The organism is Streptomyces sp. NPDC057623, from assembly GCF_042800355.1.
Classification (GTDB): domain Bacteria; phylum Actinomycetota; class Actinomycetes; order Streptomycetales; family Streptomycetaceae; genus Streptomyces.
Window position 1 is genome coordinate 42,654 of record NZ_JBHVGZ010000046.1, and the last position, 24,698, is coordinate 67,351.

A 24,698-nucleotide genomic window follows, 5' to 3' on the forward strand; every position below is an offset into this window, starting at 1 on the left:
CCGGTCTCAGGCGCTCGTCGGTGCGCCCACCGATGTCCAGACCGACCCGCCGCCCGTCCAGCGGAAGACCGCCCGCCCGTCCGGGCTCAGTCCGTACAGCTCGCCGTCCGCGCCCGCCGCGAACGTGGCCCCGGGGCCGCCGGCCCTCGTCCAGGAGTCCGCGCTCCCGTCGAAGCGGTACAGGTCCCCGCTCTTCGGGTGCGTGGCGAAGACTCCGGCCCAGCCCGCGTACAGCCGCACCGCCGGGCCGCCCACGCGGGTCCACGTCGTCCCGTAGCCCGTCCAGCGGTACACCGCCGAGCCGTCCGGGCTGATCCCGTAGACCGTGCGCCCGTCGACGGCGAAGGCCAGGCCCATCCCGCCGATCCGCTTCCAGGCACCCGCGCGGCCGAGGAACTTGACGACACTCCCGTCGTCCGGGTCGGTGGCGAACAGGCCCGCCCCGCCACCGTGGATGTGCCGCGCGGGGCCGCCGACCCTCGTCCAGCGGCTCCCGCTCCCCGTCCACCGCATCACCGCGTCGCGCTTCGGCGTGAGCCCGTAGAGCGCGTTTCCGGCGATCGTGAACTCCGCCCCGGACGTGCCGATCCAGGTCCAGGAGCCCGGCGTGCCGTTGTACTTGAAGATCCGGCCGTCCTCCGGGTCGGTCGCGAACACCCCGGCTCCGCCGGCATACAGGCGTCCGGCCGGGCCCCCGACGCGCCGCCAGACGCCGCCGCTCCGCTCGTACACCGCGCCGCGGTTCTCCGCGAGGGCGTAGAGCCGCCGGTTGTGGGCCGCCAGCGCGCCCAGCCGGACGGCTTTGCGGGTGGCGGCCCGCGGAGGCGCGGACTCGGCGGGCTTGGCTTCGGCGGCGGGCTTGGCGGCAGGCTTGGCGTTGGACTTGCCGGTGGGCCTGGCGGCCGGCTGGGGCGCCGCGCGCTCGGGAGCCGGGGCGGGCGGCTGCGGGCCCGGGTCGGACGGCCTCGCGGGGGTGTCGACCACGTTGTGGTAGCGGCGGGCCTCGTAGTCGCCGGTGGGATGGCCCGACAGAGTGGCGTCGTCCAGGTCGCCTTCGGCCCGGTTGGCGGGGCGCTTGCGGCTGCTCTGCTGGTAGTACGTGAACTCCCGGCCCGCGCGGTCCGTCCACCCGCCGAAGATCAGCACATGCTGGTCGGAGTCGAGGATGTCGCCCGGCTTCAGCTCGGCGCTGCCGATCTTCGACGACACCTCGCGGAGGGTGTACGTGGAGCGGCTGTACGGCAGCTGCCAGGCCATCGAGACGAAGCCCGAGCAGTCCTGCCGGTAGTGCCCGCCGGTGGCCTCGTCGGACCACCAGCTGTACGGGGAGGCCAGCCCGTTCGTGCTGTACGGGACCTGCCGCGTCACCCACGCCTGGGCGCGCTCGATGATCTGCTCGCGGGTGACCTTGCCGCCGGGCGCGGCACCCCGCCCGAGGGTCCCGGTGCCGGTGGCCTTCCGGTCGCTCGCCTGGACGGTCTGCGCCTGTACGGGGTTCGAGGCCACGGTGGTGGCGAGGAGAGCGGCGCCGAGTGTCCCGTACAGGACGCGGAGGCTTGTCGTACGCATACGTGTGTGAGGCAAGGAAAGCTCCTGGAGTGGACGGGCCGGCCGGCTGACCGGCGCAGGCTGGCTGGATTCCGTGCCTGTGCGGCGAGTTGTGCGCATCAGGCGTCATGGCCACGCACGGACGTGGTGTGATCTGGCGATGCACCAGAGGTGATGTGGGCGGTGCCGCCCTCACGCCAACCACCGTGGCGGAGCGGGCCATTGGACGCCCGAGGGGTGTGTTCGTCCGGGCAGGTCAGAGCGAGGGAAGTGGGCGGACAGGGTTTGTCCGCCCGGACAAAAACGGGGGTGCGGGGGCCGTGGCCGGTCGTCAGCGGGGTGAGTTCAGAGGACGGAGTGAAGCGGCCAACGCGCTGGCCCGGTTCCTGTGCGAAGTGACGGACAGGTGGACCGTGCGGGACTTGGCCGAGAGATACGGCGAGGTCAGCAAGACGACGTGGGGGGAGTACCGGTCGGGGGTGCGGGTGATTCCCTGGCGGCGGCTGCAGACGGTGGTGGAGCGGGAGGTACGCGACCCGGCGGTACGGAGCGGGAGGCTGGACGAGGCACGGCGCCTGCACCAGGCGGCGCAGCGGGCGGCGGTCGCGGGTGGGGGCGGGGGCGCCGGATCCGGCGGGAGTTCCGCCCCGGCACCGCGGGGCCCGGCTGGATCTGCCGACGAGGCCGGTTCGGCTGGGTCTGCTGGGTTGGCCGGGTCTGCCGTGTCCGCCGGGCCCGCCGCCCCCGATCCGGCGGCCTCCGCCGCGTACGGCTCCAGCGCGGTCGGCCCGGCTGGTGTCGGGACTGCTCCGGCCGGCTCGGAGACCCCCCTGGCACACGGCCCCGGTGTGTCCGGCTCCGGCAGCTCCGCCGCTCCCGCTGCCTCCGCTCCCGCCCCGGACAATCCGTTGACCAGCCCGGACAGTCCCACCGAGACCCGCACTGTCGGCAACGCAACGTCTTCCCGGGCCCGCCGTATCCGGCTCGCGATCACCGCGGCTGTCGTCCTCGCCGTGGTCGCGGCGGGCACGATCGTTGTCCTCCAGCGCGGTGACGACGGGGTGGCGGACCGTCGACCCGAGGCGGCCACCGGCCCCTCCGCCGGTCAGCCCTCGCCCTCCGCCACCCACACCCCCGGCCGGGCGGCCGTCTCACCGAGCGGCGCGTCGATCCCGTCCCGGGGCACCGAACGGAGCGCACCGCCCCCGTCCCGTACCGCCCCCGCCGCCACCGGGCCCGCCTACGCCCTCTCCTCCGACGGCCGCACCCTGCTGCGCTGGTCAGGGTCCGGCGACACCTGGGCCACGGTCGGGAAGGGGGTGGGGGCGCCGTACGCGGGAGAGTCCGGCGTCTTCGCGCTCGACGAGAAGACCGGGCGCGTCTCCCGCTACGACGGCACCCCGAACTCCTGGACCGTCATCGGTACCGCCTCCGAACTCGCCCTCGGTGGCTCCTCCCTCTACGCCCTCACCCCGAAGCGCGACAAGGTCCTGCGCTGGAACGGCCGTGCCGGAAGCTGGACTTCGATCGGCGGCCCCGCCGGGCACATCTACGCGGGCGGGGCCGGGCTCTTCGCCACCGAACCCTCCGGCGGACACCTCATCGGCTACGACTCCGCCAGGGAGACCTGGACCCGCGTGGGCAATCCCGGCGCGCACTTCGTCGTCGGCCCCCGCCACCTCTACGGGCTCAATCCGGCCCGGAACCAGGTCTGGCAGTGGTCCGGGAGCGGCGACAGGTGGCACGTCATCGGCGGGCCCGCGCGGGCGATCTACGGTGGCGAACTCGGCCTCTTCGCCGTCAACCCGGAAACGGGGCGGCTGTGGCAGTACACGGGGGAGCCGTGGATCTGGTCGGAGATCGGCGATTCGGGGGCGGCGGCCCTGGCGATGGACAGCCACGCGCTCTACCGGGTCGCGGCGGACGGCGGGTCGGTGTGGCGCTGGTCGCCCGGCGGTGACTGGACCAGGATCGGGGGGCCGGCGACAGCGGTCGCAGCGGTCGGCTAGGGCGGGCTCAGATCTCCGCCCGTCCCCGCTTGTGGACCTCGGTCAGCCGGTGGGCGCCCAGTTCGACGGCCGCCCAGGTGGCGTCGGCCGGTACGTCGAAGAGGCCGCCGTTGGTGAGGACGATCGCGTCGTCGTCCACCCGGACGGCGGCGACGTGGAGGGTGAGGACGGGCGCGTCCTCGTACTCGGAGACGGCGCTGAGGACGACCCGCAGGCCCTGCCGGGCATCGCCGACCTCCGGCATCTCGGCCTCGGTGACCTCGACGGCCATCTCCCCGCCGCCCGCGGTCGCCGTGAACCGGCCGCACTCCTGCGGCATGCGGCCCAGCCACGCCAGCGTCCGGTCCACGGCGTCGGGGCGATGGGCCACGACCTGGTAGCGCAGCTGGGCCTCGTCGGCCGGGTCGTCCAGGCCGACCGACGCGCGCGTGGTGGCGTCGGGCCCGAGGAGTTCCTCCGCGTACAGCGCGTCGAGCAGTTTTCCGCACTCCGCGTCGGCCGACTCGGTACTCGCCTTGAGCATGGACTCCCGCCAGGTGGCGAAGCCCTCGGTGGCGACCCAGGGCTCGCCCAGGTCGGCCTCGCTGACGAGCGCGGCCCGCGCCTGGGACTCGGTGAGGGTGGGGGCGGCCGCGGGGGTCGCCGACGCACTGGGGCTCGCGGCGGAGGCGCTGCCGCGGGGGGCCGAGACCGGTCTGCCCAGGCCGGCGATGGAGTCGCACGCGGGAGCGGTCAGCAGGGTGCCTGCCAAGAGCACCACGGCGACGACGGCTCGGGCCGGGGGACGGGGCATCTCGGGCCTCCTGGGCTGGGGTGGCGTGCGCCTCAAGATCGGGTACGTGTTCTTAAGGCACCACCCCACGGGGGCGACCACCAGTGCGCCGGGCCGTCCGGGTGACGTGGGTGCACGCCGGACAGGTTCTCGCCCCCGCCGCCCCTGCCCGTCCCGCCCTGGCCCGTTCCAGGGCTTCGGCGACCGCCGGTAGGTCACGGTGGGGCCGAGCTGCCGCAATGTGGTACTCGCCGAGATGGACGCGGTAGGTATCGCCGCCGCCGAGAACGTCGTCCTTGAAGAACTCCCTTCGCCGCACTGTGCTGTCCCCGTCTCGGGGCGTGCAGGTAGTGCCTCAAGCGATTCAAGTCGGCGCGCCAGCGGAGACGTTGTTCACAGCCGGCAGCGGGGCTGATTCTGGTCTGGCACGGCGAGATAGCCTCCAGTTGGCTGGCCATGACCGCACGAACACCGCACCATGGAGAGTGAGTTCAAGTGGGAAATTCCTCGGACTACCCTGACGTACCCAAGTGGGTAAAGAATCCCCAAGGCTACAAGACGGGTTCCGTCACCAAGTACGAGGGAAACATTTTCCGCGCCGCTTTCTGGGCCGACGAGCCGGGGGTGGGGGATCCGAACAAGAACGGCTGGCGCTTCTTCGACGAGTTGTACGACAAGACCCCGCACAAGGAGACCGAGCGGGCGAACATCATCGCGTACATCCCTACCTGGCGGAAAGAGGAGGGATTCGACTACGGCAAGGGCGAGATGTATCAGTACATCACGCACGGCATCATTTCGTTCTTGACGTTCAGCGAGCAGGAGTCCGGCGCGTTCGACCCCAAGTCGGTCCGGGAGGTCGGCTCCGTTCTCGCGGACGTGCTCATGGCCGCGAACCTGTACGGGACCAAGATCATGGTCGCGCTGGGTGGCGCGAACGACTTCGCGTTCCTTGACCTGATGACGGCCGTCGGGACCGACCCGGCCTCGCCGAAGCTCGACCAGGCCGTGCGCAACGTCGTGGACTACGTCACCCACAACGGCCTGGACGGCGTCGATCTCGACCTGGAGTGCTGGTGGGGCCGGCCCGGCGCCCAGGACCAGGGCGGCCGGATGAAGAGCGACGGCCCGCATCCCGCGGGGCGGGGCCTGACTCTCTTCGCCAAGAAGCTGAAGGAGGCCATGCCCGACAAGATCGTGTCGGCGGCCGTCTTCGGCACGTCGTGGTACGGGAACAACTACGACCCGGACATGGCCGAACACCTCGACTGGGTGGGCGTGATGACCTACGACCTCACCGGGTCGTGGGACAAGTCCCCGGTCGGTCCGCATTCCGCCCTGCACAAGATCCGCGGGAAGGACACGGCGAAGATCCGTGAGGCGGATGTCTATCTGGAGTCGTACCTCCGCGAACAGCAGGGCGGCTGGCCGGGGGCCAGGGCGGGCGCTGGTTCGGACGCCCCGGGTGGCGACGCCGTGGAGAACAATCCGATCCTGTCGGTCGAGGACTGCCTCTGGTACTGGACGAATCCGCTCTTCATGAACTGGCAGGGCAAGGGACAGGAGGTGGACCGCGGAAAGATCGCCGCCGGCGTACCGGTCTACGGCTATGACTTCGCCGCGGCCAAGGAGCCGGACGACCTGACCGGTGAAGTTCCCCCGGGTTACAAGGTGCTGCGGTACAAGGAAATCCTGGACGAATTCCCGGACGCCCTGGACGCCGAGGACGCGAACATCAAGGTGGACGGGAAGACACCCCGCCCCAAGCTCGCCGAACCCCTTCCTCCGGGCGAGTACCCGTACGCCCACAACATCTATTTCGAGACCCCGGACACCGCCGTCACCAAGCTGAAGTTCCTCAAGGGGGTCGGCGCCAAGGGCGTCATCATCTGGGAACTCTCCAACGACGTCTGGGAAGACGGCAAGAGCATCATCAAGGCCCTTTATCTCGCCTCCGGCAACCCGGTCCCCGAGGCCTCGCCCATCACGGACCCGCCGGTCCCGGTGGCCAATTCCTATCTGTGGGACTCCGTCGGATTCCTTGGGCACGCGACCAGCGCCCTGCAGTTCCAGGACGACGGCACCCAGGACAACGGCATGCGGCAGTTCTCGGCGCGGCTGTGGAACATCCCCGACGACGCGGACTGGAAGAGCGTCGCCCAGAACTGTCCGGCGGTGGTCAAGAGGCAGTACTTCAACCGGCCGACGCGCATTGTGGACAAGGGCGCTCTCGGACTCTGGGGCGAGTTCGACGTCCTCGACAATGACGACGTCCCGGACTGGTTCTGGGGTCACGTGGAAGAGAAGGACGGGGCGCCCGACGGGTACACGCGGTACGCCTCGCGCCTGTGGGGCCTCTCCCTCAGCGACGACTGGCAAGAGGCCGCGAAGCAGACCCCGGCGCTCATCGCGGGCCAGTACTTCGACGAGCCGACGGAGATCGAGGACAAGGGAGTCGGCGGACTCTGGGGCATTTTCGACGTCAGCGACGATCCGAGCCCGGTACCCGCGCCCACGAAGCAGGCACGGGGTGAGAACGACTGCATGTACTGCCAGGTCGACACCGTTCCGTCCCCGGACGGCTGGGACAACGTGGAGCGGTTCAACCTCACGAACACGATGACCATCGGTGAGGACGCGCCGTTCCTCTATGCGGTGGTCACGAAGGACGACGACTCGGTCGACTTCCCCGAGGGGGTCGTCATGAGCCTCAAGGACCCCGACGGGAACGCGTACGACAAGGACGTCGACGAGGCCGGTCGACTCGTCAAGATGTCGGGCGACTCGGTGCGCCTCGTGGTCGTCAAGGATCCGCAGGCGGGCGACTGGACGATGACCATGAGCGTGTCCTCCGACGCCGAGTTCCACTGCGAGTGCAACACGGTTCCGAGCAAGGATGTCTACAACACCCTGCTGGAGACCGTCCGCCGGAGGGACGGAGGGGCCGGCGGGATCGGCCCCCGCAGCGTCGGCGGCGACATCCTCGCGGCATTCCTCGGCGTCGCCATCGCCGTGGTCCTCATTCCCGAGGCGGTCGTCACCACCGCTCTGACCGTCGCCGTCGCCGGGGCGGGGCTTGTCGGGATGGGCTACAACGCCGTCAGGAAGAAGGACAGCGCGGAGAAGATGGGCACGGTCGCCGCCATCGTGAGCAAGATCGGCGACAAGGTCCGGAACCAGGGGTTCGATGGCGTCCTGGAGTCCGTGTACCTGATCGGAAAGAACATCAGCAAGGAGGAAGTCGAGGTCATCCGCAGGCCGGAGAACCTGGACAAGATCTACCCGTGGATCGGCGTACACATCCAGGTGTACAAGGTCGTGGAGCACATGACGGACCCGGAGAAGCAGAACTCCGTCCGTCACGTCTTCTGGCAGTGCATGCTCACCAAGAGGCTGGGCAAGGACTTCGCGACCGAAATGGGCGATGCGCACGAGGCCGGCAGGCCGGGTACGGACGCGGACAACGAGGCGGACGAGAAGAACAACAAGATCGGCCAGCAGCTCGCCATGGAGGTGGCCTCCGAGAACGACTGCCTGAAGCGCACCCTCGAACTCTGGGACACAAGGACCAGTTACCCGCCCGGCGACCCGATGAGGATCGCCATCCGGCCCGACTACGAGGGCGACCCGACCTGATCCCCAGGGCCTCGGCATAGTCGTGCCCGACTGGCGCGTACGGCGCTCCGCAACTGCTCCGCGAGGGCGCGCACGGTGTCGGGGGTCGCTGCGGGGCGGGTGGGCGGCGAGAGGAGCCTTTCGGGTGTTACAGGCGTTACGGCGCTCCCCTCGCCTCCTCGGGCCCTTTGCATCCCATCGCCCCGGCACCCCCGGCAGAGACCCCCTGGAAGGGCTTCCGGGCGGCCCGGTACTCCGCAGTCGGTGCACTCCATGAGGCGGCGGGGGCCGGGCGACGCGGGCTCTTTGGGCGCTGCGGGCAGCGCTGGCGGCACCTTGTCGCGAAGGCGGCGCTGGACGAAGGCGCGGGGCGAGTGAACCTGGTCGGGGAGCCCCGCGACGAGGCTCCCCGTCAGGTGATCCGGGGTCGCGCCCCGGGCCAGCCACTCCTCGGCGAGGGTTTGCAGGGCCCCGCAGTCGGCGGCGGAGAGGGCGAGGCGCGGGTCATGGAGGCCGAGCCGGGCGAGGGCGGTGTAGGCGGGGGTGGGGTGGGGGCGCGCGGGAGGGTTGGGCGGCGGCTCGGTCTCGGCCTGCGGGGGTACGCCGCCGGGAGCGGTCTGGGGCCTTACGTCAGCTACCTCTTCTGCTACCGGCTCGTCACCCGCGAGGAACCGTGCCCACCAATCGCTGGAACGTGCGGTACGCGACCAGTACGTGTGGAACACCCAACGGGTGGCGTTGTCGACGCCGGTCTCACCGGGCTGGGCGCGTCGGCGTACTCGGCGCAGGTGGCCGTGCCTGCTGAGCTCGTTGAGTGCGCTGCGAACGGCTTGCTGGCCGTACAGTGGCTGCGCCTTGGCGATGGTCTTGGCGTCCATGGCCGCGTTGTCGCTGAGCCGGTCGAGGAATCCGGCGAGGTACGCCTCACGGGGCGGGAGGTGGGCGAAGTCGTCGGCGCGGGGCGGCACTTGGTCCGGGGCGGAGCGCTTGCCGTAGCCGGGTTTGGCCAAGGGGTGGGCTGCGGGCGCGGGCAAGGGGGCGTTAGAGTTTTCGTAAACCACGGGATCGCTTGTTCCGATCTTGAGGTGAGACCCCGGCGGGTGCTGCTAACACCCGACCGGGGTTGTTTGTTGCCGCGAACGCTAGAGGGTCGTGACGTCGTGTCGCAAGCCGGTTACGAAAAGTCATGTGCGCTGGTATGCGCGGGAGTTGGCGTGTGCGCGACGGCACGGGGAGGGCGGGAGGGTGGGTTCAATTCTTCCCGCCCATTCCTTGCAAAAGGGGCTCGAATGTCGGGGTCCGACGCCCGGGGCTCAGGCCGCGGTGTCGTGCGCGTACGTGACGAAGGCGGTCCATGTGTCGGAGGTGACACTGAACTGGGGGCTGCGAGCGCCGAGCTTCGAGTCGCGGACGTGGATGCTGTGGGGGCAGGCGGCGACTTCGAGGCATTCGCCGCCCTGGTCATCGCTGTAGCTGGACTTGAACCACGACAGCTCAGTGCTCATAGCTCTCCGCCACCTTCCTGATGTAAATCACCAGACCGCGTCCCCGTCGTGCAGGTACGCCGTCCGCCCCTCACGCAGAGCCTGCACCGCAGCAGCCAACCGCCGCCGCATACGATCCCGCACCATCCGGCTGGCCTCGGACATGCTGTAGAACCCAGCCGCGGACAGCTCTTGGTCGTGAGGCTCCAGTGCCTCGTCCACGTCGAGGACGCCACCGTCGAAGATGAACGCGATCTGGTCGTCCCACGGCCCGTGCGGCGCCACCCAGTCGACGACCAAGAGGCCGCGCACGACGACGTCCAGGCCCAGCTCCTCGCGCAGCTCCCGTACCGCCGTCTTCTCCGGCGGCTCGTTCGCCTCCGCCATGCCGCCCGGTAGATCCCACCCCGGTTTGTAGGTCGGGTTCACCAGCAGGACCCGCCCCGAGCGGTCGCGGAGCAAGACGTCAGCCGCCACACGCTTACGGGCCTGCTTGGCGTTGCCCTCGGCCAGGTAGGCGTTCCAGGCGTCGGGGTCTGCGGGTGTGGGCTTCATGTGCGGGTGCCTCCCGGGGACGGGATGAGATCGGCGAGCAGCAGCATTCTGGCCCTCCGCGCGTCGTCGAATCTCCCCAGGTACTCCCGCACCGGTCCGTAGGTCCTGTGGGGTTCCAGGGCGGTGCGGAGGTCGTCGAGTTGGCGGACGACACGGACGGAGCCAAGGGTGGGACTGGTGCTGAGCAGGGCGTGGCCGACGTCAAGGGCGGCGTCGAGGTCACCTCGCCGGACGTGGATGTCGACGAGGGTGATCCGGCTCAGCGCGAGGGAGCGCGTACGGTCGGCACCCCGCAGTGCGACGGCATCCTTGGCAGTGTCCAGGGCGGCGTCGTGCTCGCCGAGATCGACCAGGATCAGCGCCGCCTCGCTCGCCAGACGCCCCGGATCGAAGGGGCTCAGCCAGGGGTGTCCGGCGTCGGCGGAGGCGACGAGGTCGCGGCGGGCTTGGTCAAGGGCGCGATGGGCGACCGTGTGCTGCCCGGCCACGGCCAGGGCTCGGGCGTGCATGGTGTGGAGTCGGGATGCCAGTGCGGGAATCCGCGGGCCTCGGCCGGCGAGGTCGAGCCCTACCTGAGCCCAGTGCACGGCCCCTGCAACGTCGCCGGTCTGGAGAGCGAGGTGACTGCTGGACGCTGCGATGTGTGCAGCCAGGGGCAGGTCGCCGGAGGTCTGCGCGAGCGGAAGCGCACGCTGGAAATGTCCCAGGGCCAGGTCATCCTGGCCGGAGTCGTGCGCCATCCAGCCCGCCATCTCCGTCAGGGCCGCCGCAGCGGCGAACACGCCGTGTCCGCCGGAGATGTCGACCAGGCGGGGGGCGACGCGGTCTTTCAAATGCCGGACTACGGCCCCGTACAACCGCCCTCCCCCCCCGCCTGACGGTCGGCAGACCGGAATGCGTCCATGGCCGTCAGATCGTCCCCCTCCGGCTGGGGCTGCGGCTGCGGCTGGGGCTGGGGCTGCGCATCGACAGCAGGCTCCCACGACCGGCGGGCGAGGCCGAGGAGATGGCCGGGGATGTGGAAGGCGTCCGCGATCTGCTCGAAGATCACAAGCTTCTCCACGCGGCTCTTGCCGTTCATGTAGTCGTAGAGCCGCCCCTGGGTGATGTCGACGGCCGCCGCGATGCGCCGCGTGCTGATCCCACGGTGGTTGAGTATCCGGAACACCGCGCCCATGTCCCGTGCCGCGCATGCTCCGAGGAACCGGCTGTCGTCGAGCAGCCCCGCGACGACCTCTCGCGGGTCCTGTACCTGGCGGTCCATACGTCATCTCCCCCATGCGCGTGCACCGGGCACCGACGCTACCCCTCGTGCACGCGTGGTGACTCCAACTCGGGGTCACCTCCTGGAGTCTCCTCCATACCCCCTACCGGCGTTGACTGATCATCAGCCGCCGGGCGCCGATCCGCAGACTCCCCGACCCGGCGGCGTGGAGGAGAGCCCCGCCCATGCCCCTGTCGTGGGCTGGACGTCCCACACCCCGAGGAGACGACCCCGTGAGCGTCATGACCCGACCCATTGCGAGACCCGCCGCGACAGGTGCGCCCGGGTACACCGAGAACATGCCCGCTGAGAGGGCATCCGCCCGTCGTGCACGGCTGTTGGTCTCTGCCGCTCTGCACACATGGGGTATAGGAGATCTGGCTGACTCCGGGATCCTGGTCGTTGACGAACTGGTCGCCAACTCGGTGCAGCACACGTCGTGTCGTCTGCTGCGGGTGCGGGTGACCCGGGCCGGCGATGGTCGTGTGCGCATTTCCGTCACCGACACATCCCGTACCCCGCCGGAGATGGACCGCCGCCCGGTCGAAGGCGCCGAGGAAGGCCGTGGGCTGGTCCTCGTCGAGGCATTGTCGGACTGCTGGGGCTACGACCTGCACCGCTGGGGCAAGACGGTCTGGGCGGAGCTACGCGTCGAGGAACCGGCAGCATGCTGACACTGCGGCTGGTCGACGGCGGGGTGGAACTCGTCGCGCAGGACGTGATCCTTCCCCTCACCTCGGCCGACCTGGTCCGTCTGTATGTCGAGTCCGGCGATGCGCTGGCCCAGATCCGCGCCATCGTCGAGGCGGACGCGGAGCTGTGGGAGCGCGAGCGCCGCCGCCGCGCGGCCCAGGCCCCCGAAGTCGGCTTGCTGCAGCGCGTCCTGGAGGGTCTGCGCCAAGACCGCTTCGCTCCCGCGTGAATCCACAGACTTCCGCCCGTGAACACGAATCGGCATTCGGCACCGGGCGGAAGGCGACGAGGAAACGTCCCCAGCGGGTCACCGTCGTCACCTATGGCACCACTCGCTACGTATGAAAGGAGCACCATGCAGACCGCAACGCGGACAGCAGCACACCGCCCCTGGGGCCTTCGCCGACTCGGGCCGTATCCCAGGACGGTGAAGCTGCCGTTCACCACAGTCACGGTCGACCCGGACACACAGGTCGGTGTCTTCCGCGACGCCGACGGCCACGTGGTCGAGATGGGCAAGCACGGCACCAGCTCCGCCACCTCGACGACGACCACGACCAACCTGGATTCGAAGAACGACCAGGGGTCCGACCAGGACTCGCAGCAGGACTGACGCGCATGACCGAGACGGACAGGCCCGTCCTCGTGGCCACCGAACCGCTCGACCTGACCGCCGACATGGTGATCACGGAACTGAACCGCAAGGGTGCTCCGGTGGTCCGCTTCAACCCCGCCGACATCGGCACGGACCTTATGGTCTCGGCACAGTTCGGTGTCTGCCCGGCCCCTGTGGTCGGGCGGCTCCGGGCCCCGTCGAGAACCGCCGATCTGGAGTGCGTCCGGGCGGTGTACTGGCGCCGTCCCGTCTGGCCGACCTTCACGTACCTGGAGGCCGCCGACGCCCGCTACGCCGCCGCGCAGGTCCGCTACGGGCTCGGCGGGATCCTCTATGCCCTCGACGGCCCTCTGTGGGTGAACCACCCGCTCCGAGAGGCCGCCGCCGACTACAAACCCGCCCAACTCGCTGTGGCCCAACGCCTCGGGCTGACCGTGCCCCCCACCCTGGTCACCAACGATCCCGACAGGGCCCGCCAGTTCGTCGCCGCGTACGGCCCGGTCATTGCCAAGACGCTGCGGTGGACACCGTACGAGCGCGACGGGGTCCCCATGACCTCATGGGCCGAACCGGTGGTCACCGACGAGATCGACGACACCCTCAGCGCAGCCCCGCACCTGTTCCAGGCCCGTGTCGAAAAGGTCGCAGACCTGCGTGTGTTGATCGTCGGCCGCCGAGTCTTCGCTGTCCGGATCGACTCCGGCCTATTGGACTGGCGCACGGATTACGACGCGCTCTGCTACAGCGTCGTCGACCTTCCGGAGCGTCTGGAGAAGGTCCTGCTCGCCTTCCTGGACCACTTCGGCCTCGTCTCCGGGTCCTTCGATCTCGCCCTGGACGGCAAGGGCGACTTTCACTGGTTGGAGCTGAACCCGAACGGCCAGTGGGGTTGGCTGGAGGAGAAGACCGGCCTGGAGATGTCCGCCGCAATCGCAGATCTGCTGATCCGAGGAGAACTTGATGGACACCGCCCCTGAACGCCGTGCGCTGGCGGACCGGCTGACCACATCCGGAGTCCTGCGCCCGGATTCACCGTGGCGGCCGGCGCTCGGAGCTGTACCACGCGAACTGTTCCTGCACCCGGGGGTATTCCTGCCGGTCGACGGCGGACGCTGGCAGCCGGTCACCGCCCTCGGCACGCCCCCGGAGGAGTGGGCGCAGATCGCCTACCGCGACGAGTCGCTGGCCACTCAGCTCGACGGCCGCCTCACCGCCGACGAGGCGACCGAGACGGTGACCGGCGTACCCACGTCCTCCTCCACCACCCCCACCACCGTCGTCGGCATGCTCGAACAGCTCGATGTCGCCGACGGCCACTCCGTCCTCGAAATCGGCACCGGCACCGGCTACTCCACCGCCCTCATGTGCCACCGTCTCGGCGAGGACAACGTCACCACCGTCGAGGTCGACTCCCAGGTGGCCGCCCGTGCGGACGCGGCCCTGGAAGAGGCCGGATACTCCACGTGGACGGTGACCGGCGACGGACTCCTCGGCCACCCCGCCCGCGCACCCTATGACCGTGTCATCGCAACCTGCGCCGTCCGGCGCATCCCGTACACGTGGGTCCGCCAGACCAAGCCCGGCGGCATCATCCTCGCCACGGTCGGCTCCTGGCCGTACGGCACCGGCCTGGCCAAGGTCACCGTGAACGACGACGGCTCGGCCGAGGGCCGCATCATCGCCCGCTCCTCCTTCATGCACGCCCGTGCGCAGGCCCTCGTACCGTTGGCCGGGGATCTCTCCGCCCGTACGGCCTACCCGGACACCGAACGGCCTGCGAAGTTCCCGCCCGCCCTCCTGGACGAGTGGATGCCTGCCTTCCTGGCCCAGCTCACCGCGCCCGGCGCGCAGTTGGTGCGAGCAACGGCCGGCGACGGTACGCAGAATCTGTACCTCTTCGACGCCGAGCGCGAGTCGTTCGCGGCGTTCACCGAGGACACCTCCGGCGGGACGGTCCGCCAGGGCGGTCCCGTGGCCCTGTGGGACGCCGTCGAGGAGACGCTGACTGCCTGGCGGGACGCCGGGAGCCCCGACATCGCGAGCGTCCGCCTCCACATCACCGAGCAGGCACACACCTACTGGATCGGTGACCGACAATCCCTCCGCTGGGAACACCGGATCATCTGACGTCAGGTCCGTAGCTGAGCGTAGTCAGATGGCTTCACGCTGGCGACGGGAACCGGGAAACTCACGCGCCATCCCACCCACCTCCTGTTACGGTCCCTACATGCAGCGCGCCAACCCGTCTCCCACGACGACGCCGGACCACGTCCCGGCGCCGCGCTGACACCTGAGCGTTCCGAAGCCCCGGGCGAGTGCCCCGGGGCTTTGTCGTGTGGGTGCTCGTCCCTCCAGCTCATCCGGAGGAGCACCCCCATGCACGATCACGATCACGACCACCGCCGCCTCGGCCGTGAACTCGACCTCTTCGACACCGACCCCCTGATGGGCGCGGGCCTGCCGTACTGGCTGCCCGACGGTGCCACCCTCCGGCATGTGCTGGAGGAGTACATCCGCGAGGCGGAACGCGGGGCCGGGTACCGGCACGTGTACTCACCCGTACTCGGCAAGCGCGAGCTGTACGAGATCTCCGGGCACTGGGACCACTACAGCGAGGACATGTTCCCGCCGATGAGGCTGGGCGCCGAGGAGGTCGTCCTGCGCCCCAGCCTCTGCCCGCACCACGCCCTGATCTACCGCTCCCGCTCCCACAGCTACCGCGAACTGCCGTACCGCATGGCGGAGTTGGGCGGCATGTACCGGTCGGAGCTGTCGGGGGTCCTGGGCGGACTCACCCGCGTCCGGGCAATTCAGCTCAACGACGCCCATGTCTTCTGCACCCTGGACCAGGCGGTGGACGAGGCCCGCGCCGCCCTGGAACTCATCACCCGCGCTTACGCCGATCTGGGGATCCGGGCCGTACGCCACCGGCTCTCGCTCCCCGGTGAGGGCGGCAGAGGTGGCAAATACGTCGCCGACCCCGAGCTGTGGCGGCGCGCCACCGCCCTGCTCCGCGAGGTCCTCGACGCCTCCGGCATCCCGTACGAGGCCGCCGAAGGCGAGGCCGCGTTCTACGGCCCCAAGATCGATGTCCAGATCGCCGACCCGGCCGGCCGCGAGGCGACCCTCTCCACCGTCCAGATCGACTTCCACCAGCCCGAACGCTTCGACCTGCACTACATCGGCCCCGACGGCGCCAGGCACCGCCCGGTCATGGTCCACCGCAGCGTCATCGGCAGCGTCGAACGAGCCGTCGCCCACCTCGTCGAGCAGCACGGCGGCGCCTTCCCGCCCTGGCTCGCCCCGGTGCAGTTGGTGATCCTGCCCGTGTCCGACGCCCAGACCGGGCCTGCGGAGGAGCTGCTGCGCCGGGCCCGCCGTCAGGGGCTGCGCGCGGAACTCGCCGGCCCCGAGCACGGCACCCTGGGCGCCCGCGTCCGCGCGGCACGCCTCGTGCCGTACCAGGCGGTCATCGGGGAGCGGGAGGCCCGGGAAGGCGGGGAGGAGGGCCTCGTGGCGGCCGTACGGCTGCGGGACGGGCGCAGGCCGGGGGCCGTGAACGGGGCCGAGCTGGTCGACCGGATCGCCGCCCGCGTCGCGGCGCGCGGTCCCGGGCTGTGGGACGGTGACGCCGCATGACGCCGCGCGCACGAAGCCCGCACGGCGACGCCATACGGCGACGCACTCCACCTGTACGACACCGTAGGGTCGGTTCCGCGGAACCCGCCACCGCAGATCCGCGCAACCGCCACCCACCCGTGTGAGGAGACTCCCCGTGACGAACGCCGAAGGGCAGCCCATCCCGGTGATCATCGACTGTGACACCGGTGTCGACGACGCTCTGGCGCTGTTGTTCGCGGTACGCCACCCGGGGCTCGACGTGCGCGCCGTCACCTGTGTGGCGGGCAACACGGATGTGGACGGCGTCGTACGCAACACCCTGACCGTGCTGGAGCAGGCCGGGGCCGGTGACATCCCCGTCGCGCGGGGCGCCGAGCGGCCGCTGATCGAGCCCGCCCGGTCGGCACGGCATGTGCACGGGGAGGACGGGATGGCCGACCTGGGGCTGCCCGCGCCGACCCGGGTGCCGGTCGACGTGGACGCGGTGACGCTGCTGAGGCGGGAGATCCTGGCGTCGCCGCGCCCGGTGACGCTGATCCCGATGGCGCCGCTGACGAACATCGCGCTGCTGCTGCGTACGCACCCGGAGGTGGTGCGGAACATCGAGCGGATCGTGTTCATGGGCGGTGCGGTCGCCACCGGGAACGCCACGCCGGTCGCCGAGTTCAACGTGTGGCACGACCCGGAGGCGGCGGCGGTGCTGCTCACGGCAGGGGTGCCGATCACGATGTACGGGCTGGACGTCTTCAAGCGGGTGCTCGTCCCGGCGGCCGACGTCCAGCGCCTGCGTGAGAGTTCGCGGCCCCGTCTGCGGATGGCCGGCGAACTGCTCGCCCACCGTGACCCCGCCACCTCCGGTGACCCCACGCCGACCGGCGGTCTCGGCGACGCGGGCGCGGTGTGCGCGGTCGTCGACCCTGACGGCCTGACCACCGAGCTTCTCCCGGTCGAGGTGAGCCTGGCCCCGGGGGCCACGCGCGGTCAGACCGTCGTCGACCGCCGTCCGCGTCCCGGCGAGTCGGAGATCCACGAGGGGGAGCGCGAACTGGCCCTCGTCAACGTCGGGTTGCAGGTCGACGTGGAGCGGTACGTGAAGCTGTGGCTCACGGCGGTGGAGGGCGACTGAAGCCTGGCCCCCCGGTCACGTGAACGCCCCGGCATCGACCGGGGCGTTCACGTTCACCGTCGGTTCAGGAGCGAGCGGTACGCCGCCGCTTCGACATCACGACGAACGCCGCGCCGCCCGCCACCAGCACCACCGCGCCGAGGGCGATCGGGCCGGTCGCGCTGCTGCCGCCGGTCTCCGCGAGGTCGCCGCCGCCGCCGTTCGGCTTGGGCGCCGCGGGAGTCGTCGGCTCGGACGCCTCCGGGGTCGGGGTCGGGGTCTCGGTCGAAGGCGTCTCCGAGGCCGGCGGTGTCGTCTCCTGCGCCGGGGGCTCCGACGGCTCCGCCGGCGGCGTGGTCGGGGGCTCCTCGGTGGCCGGGGGCTCGGTCGTGCAGTCCTTCGAGCCGCCGTTCCAGGCAGCGATCAGCTTGTCCTTGATGACCGGGCGGTCCGGGCCCTTGGGCAGGTCGCCGTGGACGAACCCGTCGTTCGCGTCGAGCTTCCCGTCGAACTTCACGGCGCCCCGGTACAGGTCGATCTGCCCGAAGCAGCCCGCGTCCGGCACGGCGATGTCGAGGGAGTCGGTCTGGCCGGGCTTGACCGTGACCGTGTCGAAGTCGACGAAGACCTGCTCGCCGGAGGTCGCGAAGGTCGCGCCGTGGGCGAGGTAGGAGGCGAGCGAGGCGGTGCAGGTCGTGGCGTCGGCGGCGGCGCGGACCTTGATGTGGACCTTGCCGTCGTCGGTGACCTTCAGGTTCTGGTCGTCGACCTTGACGGAGTCGTAGAAGTTCGAACCGTCGAGCGAGAACTGGCAGCGATCGGTGGCCGTCTCCGTGCCGGCGCCGGTGCCGGGCTGGTAGCTGCCGCCGGTCTTCCAGCCGTCACCGCCGGGCGTGCCGTGGGCCCAGGCGCCGGAGGCGGAGGCGACGGTGGCCGCGCAGAGGGCGAGCGACGCGGCGCCCGTCCCCAACAGGCGTCGCGCGATGACACGTCTCGCTATGGACATGCGTATCCCATCGTGGGGTGAGAGTCGTAGAAGAATCACTGGGCTCATTGGTCACATGCGCCACAGTGTCTGCACATCGTCGGGCGACGGGAGAACGCTGTCAACCTGCGGTAATGCAAGGAAAGTTCAAACGGCAATCACAATTCAATCACAGGAGGAATGATCTTCTCCGCTCCTGACGGGGTTCGCTTTTCCGGCCAAATGGACAGAGTTCTCACTGTCGCCCGTACGCACCCAGCGAGGAGACCGCGTGACCGTTCCGTCCACCACGCCCGACCTCTCGTCCAGCAACCCCGACTGGTGGCGCCAGGCCGTCATCTACCAGGTGTACCCCCGCAGCTTCGCCGACGGCGACGGCGACGGGCTCGGTGACCTCAAGGGCGTCGCGCAGCGCCTGCACCACCTGGCCGCCCTCGGCGTGGACGCCCTGTGGCTCAGCCCCTTCTACCCCTCCGAACTGGCCGACGGCGGCTACGACGTCGCCGACTACCGCGATGTCGACCCGCGCCTGGGCACCCTCGACGACTTCGACACCATGGTCGCCGGGGCTCATCACCTCGGCCTGAAGGTGATCGTCGACCTGGTCCCCAACCACACCTCCCACCAGCACGTCTGGTTCCAGGAGGCGCTGCGGTCCGCCCCCGGCTCCGCCGCCCGGGACCGCTACGTCTTCCGCCCCGGCCGCGGCCCGCACGGCGAACTCCCGCCCACCGACTGGCAGTCCGTGTTCGGCGGCAGCGCCTGGCGCCGGGTCGCCGACGGCGAGTGGTACCTGCACCTCTTCACCCCCCAGCAGCCCGACCTGAACTGGGAGAACGAGGAGGTCCGCGCCGACTTCCGCACCACCCTGCGCTTCTGGTCCGACCGCGGTGTCGACGGCTTCCGCGTCGACGTGGCCCACGCGCTGGCCAAGGACCTCGGCGAGCCGCTGCGCGACCTCGGCACCCCGGAACGGAGCCGCGAGGAGGCACTCCCGGACTTCCCGCCCGGCACCCACCCCTTCTACGACCGCGACGAGGTCCACGAGATCTACCGCGACTGGCGCAAGATCCTCGACGCCTACCGTCCGCCCCGCATGGCGGTGGCCGAGGCCTGGGTGACCCCGGCCTCGCGCCGCGCCCTGTACGCCCGCCCGGACGAACTGGGCCAGGCCTTCAACTTCGAGTACCTCCAGGGAAGCTGGGACGCCGACGAACTCCGCCGGATCATCACCGACTCCCTGGCCACCGCCCGCTCGGCCGGCGCCTCCGCCACCTGGGTGCTCTCCAACCACGACGTCGTACGCCACTCCTCGCGGCTGGTGCTCCCGCCCGGCACGGACGACAACGCCTGGCTTCTCTCCGGCGGCCACGCACCGGCCGTCGACGAGTCCGCCGGCCTGCGCCGCGCCCGCGCCGCGACCCTCCTGATGCTGGCGCTGCCCGGTTCGTCGTACGTCTACCAGGGCGAGGAACTCGGCCTGCCCGAGGTCGCCGACCTGCCCTTCGAGGTCCTCCAGGACCCGATCTGGGAACAGACGGGGCGCGTCCGCAAGGGCCGCGACGGCTGCCGGGTGCCGCTGCCGTGGACGACGACGGGCCCGTCGTACGGCTTCGGCACGGGCGGCTCCTGGCTGCCCCAGCCGGTGGGCTTCGCGGCGTACGCCGTCGAGGCCCAGGACGGTGTCGAGGGCTCCACCCTGGAGCTGTACCGCAGGGCCCTGCGGCTGCGCCGCAAGCTGCTGGAGGGGGAGGAGTTGGTCTGGGCGCCGGACGCTCCGCCCGGCGTGGTGCACTTCGCCCGCTCGGAGGGCTGGCGGTGCGTGGCCAACCTCTCCGGTACGGCGGTCCGGTTGCCGCCCGGTGAGGTGCTGCTCGGCAGCGCGCCGCTGGAGGGGGGCCTGCTGGGGCCGGACACGACGGTCTGGCTGGCGTAGGGCGGGCCGCCGCGGGTGACTCAGGGCGCGAGGGTCACCTGCGGTTCGCCCGCCGCCGGCGGTGGCGGGGTCAGGTCCTCGGACGGGAGCTTCGGTGGCGTCGTCTCCTGGAACAGGACCTGGTCGAAGTCGACCAGCCCGGTCTTCTCCATGACCGTGATGTGGTCCAGGACGGTGTTGTTGGCCTGATCGGCCAGCTGCCGGACCAGGGTGTTCTCGGTCGTGGCCCGGATCTTCGCGATCGTGCCGAAGATCTGGCCGTGCGTGACGCGCAGGATGTTCGCCATGTCGCTGTCGAACTGCCTGCCCGTGTCCGAGGTGAGCGTCGCGACGAAACCCCGCTGCTGGGGACTGGGCCGGTTGGGCAGCGTGATGTTCAGCCGCGCGGCGATCCGCCGGCAGTCGGCGTCCAGCGCCGCGTGCCCGGCGATCAGATGCCGGCCGGCCGTGTGCACCGCGTCGGTGGTGCCCTTGCGCAGCGCCATCTGTCCCACCGGGTACTCCCACAGCCCGGCCGCCCGCACCTTGACGACGAAGTCCCGGTCGGCCTCCGTCAGCGGACCGGCCGAGGTCTCGGCGACGATCCGGTCCTGTGCGGCGGCGGCGGTGCCGACGCCGAGCAGGGCGGGATAGGCGAGCGCGGCCAGGGTCAGTCCGAGGGCGCCGCCCACGAGCAGAGTTCCCGTCGCCTTGCGGGTGATACGCACCGTGGTTCCTCCTGGCCTGGGTCGTACGGGGTACGGGTCGTACGGGGTACGGGTCGTACGTGAGGGGTCGCACGGAGGTACGCGTTCTGGGGCGCGGGAAACCTTTTGGCTTGGCATCGGCTCCGTAAAGCAACGCCCAGCGCGCCGTCCGGGTGAGAGGCGCGGCGCGGGTCGCGTGGCGTCTCGGGCCGGGCGGGCTCGCCGGCGCAGGATCCGGACGCGTGGCACGTACCTTCGACGAACTGGTCGCGATGCAGCGGGCGGCGGACCAGGCACACACCCGCGTGGAGGAACTACGGGACGCCTACGGCCCGCCCGCCCACACCCCCTGGACCGAACTCCAGACCGACACCTACGAAACCGCCTGGCGCGGCTGGCGCGACCTCGCCCGCGACGTCCATGACGCGGTGACCGAGTACGCGAAGGAACAAGGGACGGCGCGCAACGACACGGAGGCGGACGTGAAGAGAGCGGTGCGGCACGGGGAGAGAGCGGGAGGCGGGGCGAATGGCTGACGTCGGGCTACAGCACGCGGAGGTTGCTGAGCGGGATGTTCCACTCGTTCCTCTCGATGGTGCCGGGGCCGTCATGAGCGGCGGCGGCAGCGGGTACGGCGGACAGCACCAGTCCGGCGACGACGACGGTCAGGACGGCGAGGGCACGACGCATCACGGTTCCTCCTGGACGACGGCAACTGCGACCACCCTGCGCCGAGCCGTTGACCCCTGGCCGCCCGGACACGCCGCTCCGAGGCGCGGTGCCCCGTACGGCCGTACACCGCGCGCCACCGGCGGGCGGGCGCCACGAGAATCGCAGGCAGGGGTACCCCGACGCGCGTGTGAGGAGCTCCGCCGACGATGAGCAGGTCCTGGAAGACGACGATCCTCGGTCTGCTCGCCGTCGCGGGCATGACGGCCACACTGGTCACGCCCGCGACGGCCGACGGCGACGGCGGCCTGTGGGCGAGCGCGACCATCGAGCCCGGCCGGGAGGGCATCGTCGAGGTCGGCTACGACGGGACAGCCCTGGGCGAGGGCTCTGTACTGACCCTGACGGCGCCCTCGACGACGAGAGTGACGGGGACGCCGTTCACCGATCTCGGGTACCGGGGGTCGGTGACGCTGGGCGGGAGCACCGGGACGTACACCTTCGAGGGGACGCCGGCCGCGGTCGAGGACTCGGCGCTGGCGGCCTGGCAGGGCCGTAGGTACCCCTTCGTCCTGTCGGTCCCCGCGGACGCCGAGCCCGGCACCCGGCTGCCCGACTGCGCCCTGGTCCTGCGGGACGCGCAGGGCACCGTGCGGCACAAGGGCACCTGCACGGTGACGGTCGGACTGCCCGCGCCGACCCTGTCCCACCCCCACCCGGGCGTGCCGCTGAGCGCGCGGCCGAAGCTGCTGGGGTCGGCCTACCCGGGCGCCCAGGTCACGGTCCGCGACGCCGCGGAGGAGGAGGTCTGCGCGACGACGGCCGCGCCCAACGGCATGTGGTGGTGCGTCCCGAGCCGCGCCCTCCCGCCCGGCACGGGCCGCCTCCAGGCGACGGCGACGTTCAACGGGGTCGGCGCGATGAGCGAGCAGATCGACGTCGTCGTGGCGGGCTCCGCCGACCAGGGGCACAAGTGACTGTCAGTGCCGGGTGGAAGACTGCCCGGCATGGTGACAACGGACCCGAAAGCAGACCTTCTCCGGTATCTGCAAGACGCGCGTGACGCCCTCGTGTGGAAGCTCGACGGGCTCTCGGAGTACGACGTCCGCCGCCCCTCGACCCCCACCGGGACGAACCTGCTGGGGCTGGTCAAGCATGTCGCCGGTGTGGAGCTGGGGTACCTCGGCGACACCTTCGGGAGGCCGTTCTTCGACAAGGAGCCGCCACCGCCCTGGTGGTACACGCGGGACGCCGAACCCAACGCGGACATGTGGGCCACCGCCGACGAGTCGCGCGAGGAGATCGTCGGGCTGTACCGCCGGGCCTGGAAGCACTCCGACGCCACGGTCGAGGCGCTGCCGCTGGACGCGACCGGGCAGGTCCCGTGGTGGCCGCAGGAGCGGCGTGAGGTGACGCTGCACCACATCCTCGTGCGCGTGATCGCCGACAGTCAGCGGCACGCCGGCCACGCCGACATCGTGCGCGAGCTCACCGACGGAAGCGTCGGGTACGGGGAGGGCAAGTCCGACCTGCCGCCCGGTGACCGGGCTTGGTGGGAGAGCCACCGGCACCGGCTGGAGCGGGTGGCGCGGGAGGTGGGCAACGGCTGATCAGTGGCGCAGCGCCCGGGCCACCTCCGCCTTCACCTCCCCGCTCAGGTCGTGCGTGCTGCGCGCCGTGGCCTTCCCCGTCCCGCCCCCGGCCACGTCCGACACGCTGACGACGGCCGCGTCCAGCAGGTCGCCGTTCTCGTTGCGGAAGTTGACCTGCACGGCGAAGGACTTCGTCGAGTCCGTCGTGTTCTGCGCCGTGACCTCCACGGTCGTACGGCCGTCGGAGTCGGTCGTCGGAGTGCCCAGCCGAACGGCGTCCTTGGCGTTGACGCCGCCCTTGATGTCGTCGAGTTCGCGGCCCGCCTCCGCGGTGGCCGAGGCGAAGACCGATGCCGCCTGGCTGGCCACCGACGAGGGCGTGTCCTCGTCGGAGCAGGAGGTCAGGGTGAGGGCGGCGGCCATGGTGGCGGTCGTCGTGAGGATCGCGGCGGTCGTCCACCGCGTTCGGTGACCGGGCATGGCGCCTCCAGCGGGTTCTGTGCGGTCGGTCGGGGCTCCTTCCAGTGAAGGGCTGTGGGCCGCCGCCCGCACTCCGGGCGTCACCCGATCGGTCCTTCCCCCGTGGTGGCCGCCCCCGGCCCGGCCGATCGTCGTCCTACGGATCGCAGAACCCGACCGCGCGACGCGCGAGAAGTGGGGTACGGCACCCATGAGCCAGCAGCAGCCGCAGTCGCATCCGCAGGCGACCGACGCGGCGCACAGCCCCCCTGGGTCCCGGACGACGTGGGCGTCGGCCGAGACCCGCCCCGGATCCGGACCCGCCTTGGGCACCGCTGGATCCCGGCCCGCGCCGTCCGGCTACGACTGGACCACCGGAGGACTCGTCTTCGCCGGTGTGCTGATGCTGGTGAACGGGCTGCTGGCCGTCCTCCAGGGCATCTCCGCGATCGCCGAGGACGATGTGTACGGCCGGATCGGCGACTACGTCTTCAAGATCAACCTCACGGCGTGGGGCTGGATCCTGCTGGGCCTCGGTGCCGTGGCCATGGGCGTCGGCTACGGCATCCTCAAGGGCGCCTGGTGGGCCCGGATCACCGGCATCTTCCTGGCCTCCCTCAGCATGGTGGCCCACTTCCTGTTCCTGCCGTACACGCCGGTCTGGTCGGTGATCATGGTGGGCATCGACTTCTTCGTGATCCTGGCGCTCGCCACGGCCCCGGACGTCTCCCGTGCCGCCGACGGCGACGCCGGTGCCGGAAGCGCCGGCGCTAACGCCTCAACGCGCGGTAACGCCTCAGCAGGCCGGTGATCCGGGCCGGGTCCTTGCGGCCGTTCAGCTCGGTCAGCAGGTCGTCGGGGCAGAGGTCGTAGTGGTCGCCCCAGAAACGGCGGCCGTGGTTGTCCCAGATGCGGTAGCCGCCGGGGACACCCCGCGCCACATAGCGTCGTCTGCTCAATCAGCCCCCTGCCCAGAACCACCCACACCCCCTCCGGTCCCGGCAAGAGGGCACCCGGACACCCCCCCCTTCTCCCCAACCTCCTGGCGGCCCCACCCCCCCCCCACCCCCCCCCCCCCAAAGAAACACC

General features: G+C 71.0%; 26 protein-coding genes. 14 read left to right on the forward strand and 12 right to left on the reverse strand.

Features of this window, described 5'->3' with window-relative positions; genetic code table 11:
* Nucleotides 1-6: 6 nt before the first annotated feature.
* Nucleotides 7-1,584, reverse strand: a complete 1,578-nt coding sequence (locus ACFU95_RS34195) for a hypothetical protein (protein ID WP_383835891.1) — start codon at nt 1,582-1,584, stop codon at nt 7-9.
* Between the two features lie 386 nt (nt 1,585-1,970).
* Between ACFU95_RS34195 and ACFU95_RS34200 the strand changes: the two genes are divergently transcribed.
* Nucleotides 1,971-3,557 carry a hypothetical protein gene (locus ACFU95_RS34200; RefSeq protein WP_383835894.1) on the forward strand — a complete coding sequence of 529 codons (1,587 nt, stop codon included), beginning with the start codon at nt 1,971-1,973 and terminating at the stop codon, nt 3,555-3,557.
* 7 nt (nt 3,558-3,564) lie between these two features.
* Here the strand turns inward: ACFU95_RS34200 and ACFU95_RS34205 are convergent, their stop codons facing one another.
* Complete coding sequence (locus ACFU95_RS34205; protein ID WP_383835897.1) at nt 3,565-4,350, reverse strand: hypothetical protein; 786 nt, start codon at nt 4,348-4,350, stop codon at nt 3,565-3,567.
* A gap of 603 nt (nt 4,351-4,953) precedes the next feature.
* Between ACFU95_RS34205 and ACFU95_RS34210 the strand changes: the two genes are divergently transcribed.
* On the forward strand, nt 4,954-7,965 hold the full coding sequence (locus ACFU95_RS34210) for a glycosyl hydrolase family 18 protein (RefSeq protein WP_383835900.1): 3,012 nt from the start codon (nt 4,954-4,956) through the stop codon (nt 7,963-7,965).
* Here ACFU95_RS34210 and ACFU95_RS34215 read toward each other — a convergent pair.
* The 5 genes from ACFU95_RS34215 to ACFU95_RS34235 all read right to left on the reverse strand — a co-directional run bounded on the left by ACFU95_RS34215 (nt 7,944) and on the right by ACFU95_RS34235 (nt 11,247).
* Nucleotides 7,944-8,978 (reverse strand): hypothetical protein, encoded by a 1,035-nt coding sequence (locus ACFU95_RS34215; RefSeq protein WP_383835903.1) that lies wholly within the window; start codon nt 8,976-8,978, stop codon nt 7,944-7,946. The two genes, ACFU95_RS34210 and ACFU95_RS34215, sit on opposite strands and share 22 nt — an antisense overlap.
* A 279-nt stretch (nt 8,979-9,257) precedes the next feature.
* Nucleotides 9,258-9,449: a DUF397 domain-containing protein gene (locus tag ACFU95_RS34220; protein ID WP_383835906.1), complete on the reverse strand. Its 192-nt coding sequence runs from the start codon at nt 9,447-9,449 to the stop codon at nt 9,258-9,260.
* Nucleotides 9,450-9,476: 27 nt separating this feature from the next.
* A complete protein-coding gene (locus ACFU95_RS34225; RefSeq protein ID WP_383835909.1) occupies nt 9,477-9,983 on the reverse strand; it encodes an NUDIX domain-containing protein in 507 nt (168 codons plus the stop codon).
* Nucleotides 9,980-10,816 carry a hypothetical protein gene (locus ACFU95_RS34230; RefSeq protein WP_383835912.1) on the reverse strand — a complete coding sequence of 279 codons (837 nt, stop codon included), beginning with the start codon at nt 10,814-10,816 and terminating at the stop codon, nt 9,980-9,982. The genes ACFU95_RS34225 and ACFU95_RS34230 overlap by 4 nt, the downstream gene beginning before the upstream one ends.
* A gap of 8 nt (nt 10,817-10,824) precedes the next feature.
* Nucleotides 10,825-11,247 carry a helix-turn-helix domain-containing protein gene (locus ACFU95_RS34235; protein WP_383835915.1) on the reverse strand — a complete coding sequence of 141 codons (423 nt, stop codon included), beginning with the start codon at nt 11,245-11,247 and terminating at the stop codon, nt 10,825-10,827.
* Nucleotides 11,248-11,546: 299 nt separating this feature from the next.
* On the opposite strand from ACFU95_RS34235, the gene ACFU95_RS34240 reads away from it, so the two are divergent.
* The 7 genes from ACFU95_RS34240 to ACFU95_RS34270 all read left to right on the forward strand — a co-directional run bounded on the left by ACFU95_RS34240 (nt 11,547) and on the right by ACFU95_RS34270 (nt 17,303).
* Entirely contained in the window at nt 11,547-11,921 is a 375-nt protein-coding gene (locus ACFU95_RS34240; protein WP_383835919.1) for an ATP-binding protein, read from the forward strand.
* A complete protein-coding gene (locus tag ACFU95_RS34245) occupies nt 11,915-12,169 on the forward strand; it encodes a hypothetical protein (RefSeq protein WP_383835922.1) in 255 nt (84 codons plus the stop codon). The genes ACFU95_RS34240 and ACFU95_RS34245 overlap by 7 nt, the downstream gene beginning before the upstream one ends.
* 126 nt (nt 12,170-12,295) lie before the next feature.
* Complete coding sequence (gene tgmA / locus ACFU95_RS34250; protein ID WP_383835925.1) at nt 12,296-12,553, forward strand: putative ATP-grasp-modified RiPP; 258 nt, start codon at nt 12,296-12,298, stop codon at nt 12,551-12,553.
* Between the two features lie 5 nt (nt 12,554-12,558).
* A complete protein-coding gene (tgmB, locus tag ACFU95_RS34255) occupies nt 12,559-13,533 on the forward strand; it encodes an ATP-grasp ribosomal peptide maturase (RefSeq protein ID WP_383835928.1) in 975 nt (324 codons plus the stop codon).
* The gene (gene tgmC, locus ACFU95_RS34260; RefSeq protein WP_383835931.1) at nt 13,517-14,683 is read left to right on the forward strand and encodes an ATP-grasp peptide maturase system methyltransferase; all 1,167 of its coding nucleotides are present in this window, start codon (nt 13,517-13,519) and stop codon (nt 14,681-14,683) included. Before tgmB ends, tgmC begins: the two co-directional genes overlap by 17 nt.
* Nucleotides 14,684-14,932: 249 nt before the next feature.
* On the forward strand, nt 14,933-16,195 hold the full coding sequence (gene thrS, locus ACFU95_RS34265) for a threonine--tRNA ligase (protein WP_383835934.1): 1,263 nt from the start codon (nt 14,933-14,935) through the stop codon (nt 16,193-16,195).
* Nucleotides 16,196-16,331: 136 nt separating this feature from the next.
* On the forward strand, nt 16,332-17,303 hold the full coding sequence (locus ACFU95_RS34270) for a nucleoside hydrolase (RefSeq protein ID WP_383835938.1): 972 nt from the start codon (nt 16,332-16,334) through the stop codon (nt 17,301-17,303).
* Nucleotides 17,304-17,367: 64 nt separating this feature from the next.
* On the opposite strand, the gene ACFU95_RS34275 is transcribed toward ACFU95_RS34270, so the two are convergent.
* Nucleotides 17,368-18,288: an LAETG motif-containing sortase-dependent surface protein gene (locus ACFU95_RS34275; protein ID WP_383835940.1), complete on the reverse strand. Its 921-nt coding sequence runs from the start codon at nt 18,286-18,288 to the stop codon at nt 17,368-17,370.
* 250 nt (nt 18,289-18,538) lie between these two features.
* On the opposite strand from ACFU95_RS34275, the gene ACFU95_RS34280 reads away from it, so the two are divergent.
* Nucleotides 18,539-20,203 (forward strand): glycoside hydrolase family 13 protein, encoded by a 1,665-nt coding sequence (locus ACFU95_RS34280; RefSeq protein ID WP_383835943.1) that lies wholly within the window; start codon nt 18,539-18,541, stop codon nt 20,201-20,203.
* A gap of 20 nt (nt 20,204-20,223) precedes the next feature.
* Here the strand turns inward: ACFU95_RS34280 and ACFU95_RS34285 are convergent, their stop codons facing one another.
* On the reverse strand, nt 20,224-20,910 hold the full coding sequence (locus ACFU95_RS34285; protein WP_383835946.1) for a DUF4142 domain-containing protein: 687 nt from the start codon (nt 20,908-20,910) through the stop codon (nt 20,224-20,226).
* Nucleotides 20,911-21,131: 221 nt separating this feature from the next.
* Between ACFU95_RS34285 and ACFU95_RS34290 the strand changes: the two genes are divergently transcribed.
* Nucleotides 21,132-21,425, forward strand: coding sequence for a hypothetical protein (locus tag ACFU95_RS34290; protein ID WP_383835949.1), 294 nt, complete (start codon nt 21,132-21,134; stop codon nt 21,423-21,425).
* A gap of 7 nt (nt 21,426-21,432) precedes the next feature.
* On the opposite strand, the gene ACFU95_RS34295 is transcribed toward ACFU95_RS34290, so the two are convergent.
* Nucleotides 21,433-21,582: a hypothetical protein gene (locus ACFU95_RS34295; RefSeq protein ID WP_383835952.1), complete on the reverse strand. Its 150-nt coding sequence runs from the start codon at nt 21,580-21,582 to the stop codon at nt 21,433-21,435.
* 185 nt (nt 21,583-21,767) lie between these two features.
* On the opposite strand from ACFU95_RS34295, the gene ACFU95_RS34300 reads away from it, so the two are divergent.
* On the forward strand, nt 21,768-22,535 hold the full coding sequence (locus ACFU95_RS34300) for a carboxypeptidase regulatory-like domain-containing protein (protein ID WP_383835955.1): 768 nt from the start codon (nt 21,768-21,770) through the stop codon (nt 22,533-22,535).
* 30 nt (nt 22,536-22,565) lie between these two features.
* Entirely contained in the window at nt 22,566-23,168 is a 603-nt protein-coding gene (locus ACFU95_RS34305) for a DinB family protein (RefSeq protein WP_383835957.1), read from the forward strand.
* On the opposite strand, the gene ACFU95_RS34310 is transcribed toward ACFU95_RS34305, so the two are convergent.
* Nucleotides 23,169-23,630: an FxLYD domain-containing protein gene (locus ACFU95_RS34310; RefSeq protein WP_383835960.1), complete on the reverse strand. Its 462-nt coding sequence runs from the start codon at nt 23,628-23,630 to the stop codon at nt 23,169-23,171.
* Between the two features lie 190 nt (nt 23,631-23,820).
* On the opposite strand from ACFU95_RS34310, the gene ACFU95_RS34315 reads away from it, so the two are divergent.
* On the forward strand, nt 23,821-24,420 hold the full coding sequence (locus ACFU95_RS34315) for a hypothetical protein (protein WP_383835963.1): 600 nt from the start codon (nt 23,821-23,823) through the stop codon (nt 24,418-24,420).
* Here ACFU95_RS34315 and ACFU95_RS34320 read toward each other — a convergent pair.
* Nucleotides 24,380-24,568, reverse strand: a complete 189-nt coding sequence (locus ACFU95_RS34320; RefSeq protein WP_383835966.1) for a hypothetical protein — start codon at nt 24,566-24,568, stop codon at nt 24,380-24,382. The two genes, ACFU95_RS34315 and ACFU95_RS34320, sit on opposite strands and share 41 nt — an antisense overlap.
* Nucleotides 24,569-24,698: the final 130 nt, after the last annotated feature.

Bases quoted from the DNA above. Each gene is read 5' to 3' on its own strand.
- ACFU95_RS34205 (WP_383835897.1), bottom strand. From the start codon at position 4,350: ATGCCCCGTCCCCCGGCCCGAGCCGTCGTCGCCGTGGTGCTCTTGGCA.
- ACFU95_RS34220 (WP_383835906.1), bottom strand. From the start codon at position 9,449: ATGAGCACTGAGCTGTCGTGGTTCAAGTCCAGCTACAGCGATGACCAG.
- ACFU95_RS34225 (WP_383835909.1), bottom strand. From the start codon at position 9,983: ATGAAGCCCACACCCGCAGACCCCGACGCCTGGAACGCCTACCTGGCC.
- ACFU95_RS34235 (WP_383835915.1), bottom strand. From the start codon at position 11,247: ATGGACCGCCAGGTACAGGACCCGCGAGAGGTCGTCGCGGGGCTGCTC.
- ACFU95_RS34240 (WP_383835919.1), top strand. From the start codon at position 11,547: ATGCCCGCTGAGAGGGCATCCGCCCGTCGTGCACGGCTGTTGGTCTCT.
- ACFU95_RS34245 (WP_383835922.1), top strand. From the start codon at position 11,915: ATGCTGACACTGCGGCTGGTCGACGGCGGGGTGGAACTCGTCGCGCAG.
- tgmA (WP_383835925.1), top strand. From the start codon at position 12,296: ATGCAGACCGCAACGCGGACAGCAGCACACCGCCCCTGGGGCCTTCGC.
- tgmB (WP_383835928.1), top strand. From the start codon at position 12,559: ATGACCGAGACGGACAGGCCCGTCCTCGTGGCCACCGAACCGCTCGAC.
- tgmC (WP_383835931.1), top strand. From the start codon at position 13,517: ATGGACACCGCCCCTGAACGCCGTGCGCTGGCGGACCGGCTGACCACA.
- thrS (WP_383835934.1), top strand. From the start codon at position 14,933: ATGCACGATCACGATCACGACCACCGCCGCCTCGGCCGTGAACTCGAC.
- ACFU95_RS34275 (WP_383835940.1), bottom strand. From the start codon at position 18,288: ATGTCCATAGCGAGACGTGTCATCGCGCGACGCCTGTTGGGGACGGGC.
- ACFU95_RS34300 (WP_383835955.1), top strand. From the start codon at position 21,768: ATGAGCAGGTCCTGGAAGACGACGATCCTCGGTCTGCTCGCCGTCGCG.
- ACFU95_RS34305 (WP_383835957.1), top strand. From the start codon at position 22,566: ATGGTGACAACGGACCCGAAAGCAGACCTTCTCCGGTATCTGCAAGAC.
- ACFU95_RS34310 (WP_383835960.1), bottom strand. From the start codon at position 23,630: ATGCCCGGTCACCGAACGCGGTGGACGACCGCCGCGATCCTCACGACG.
- ACFU95_RS34315 (WP_383835963.1), top strand. From the start codon at position 23,821: ATGAGCCAGCAGCAGCCGCAGTCGCATCCGCAGGCGACCGACGCGGCG.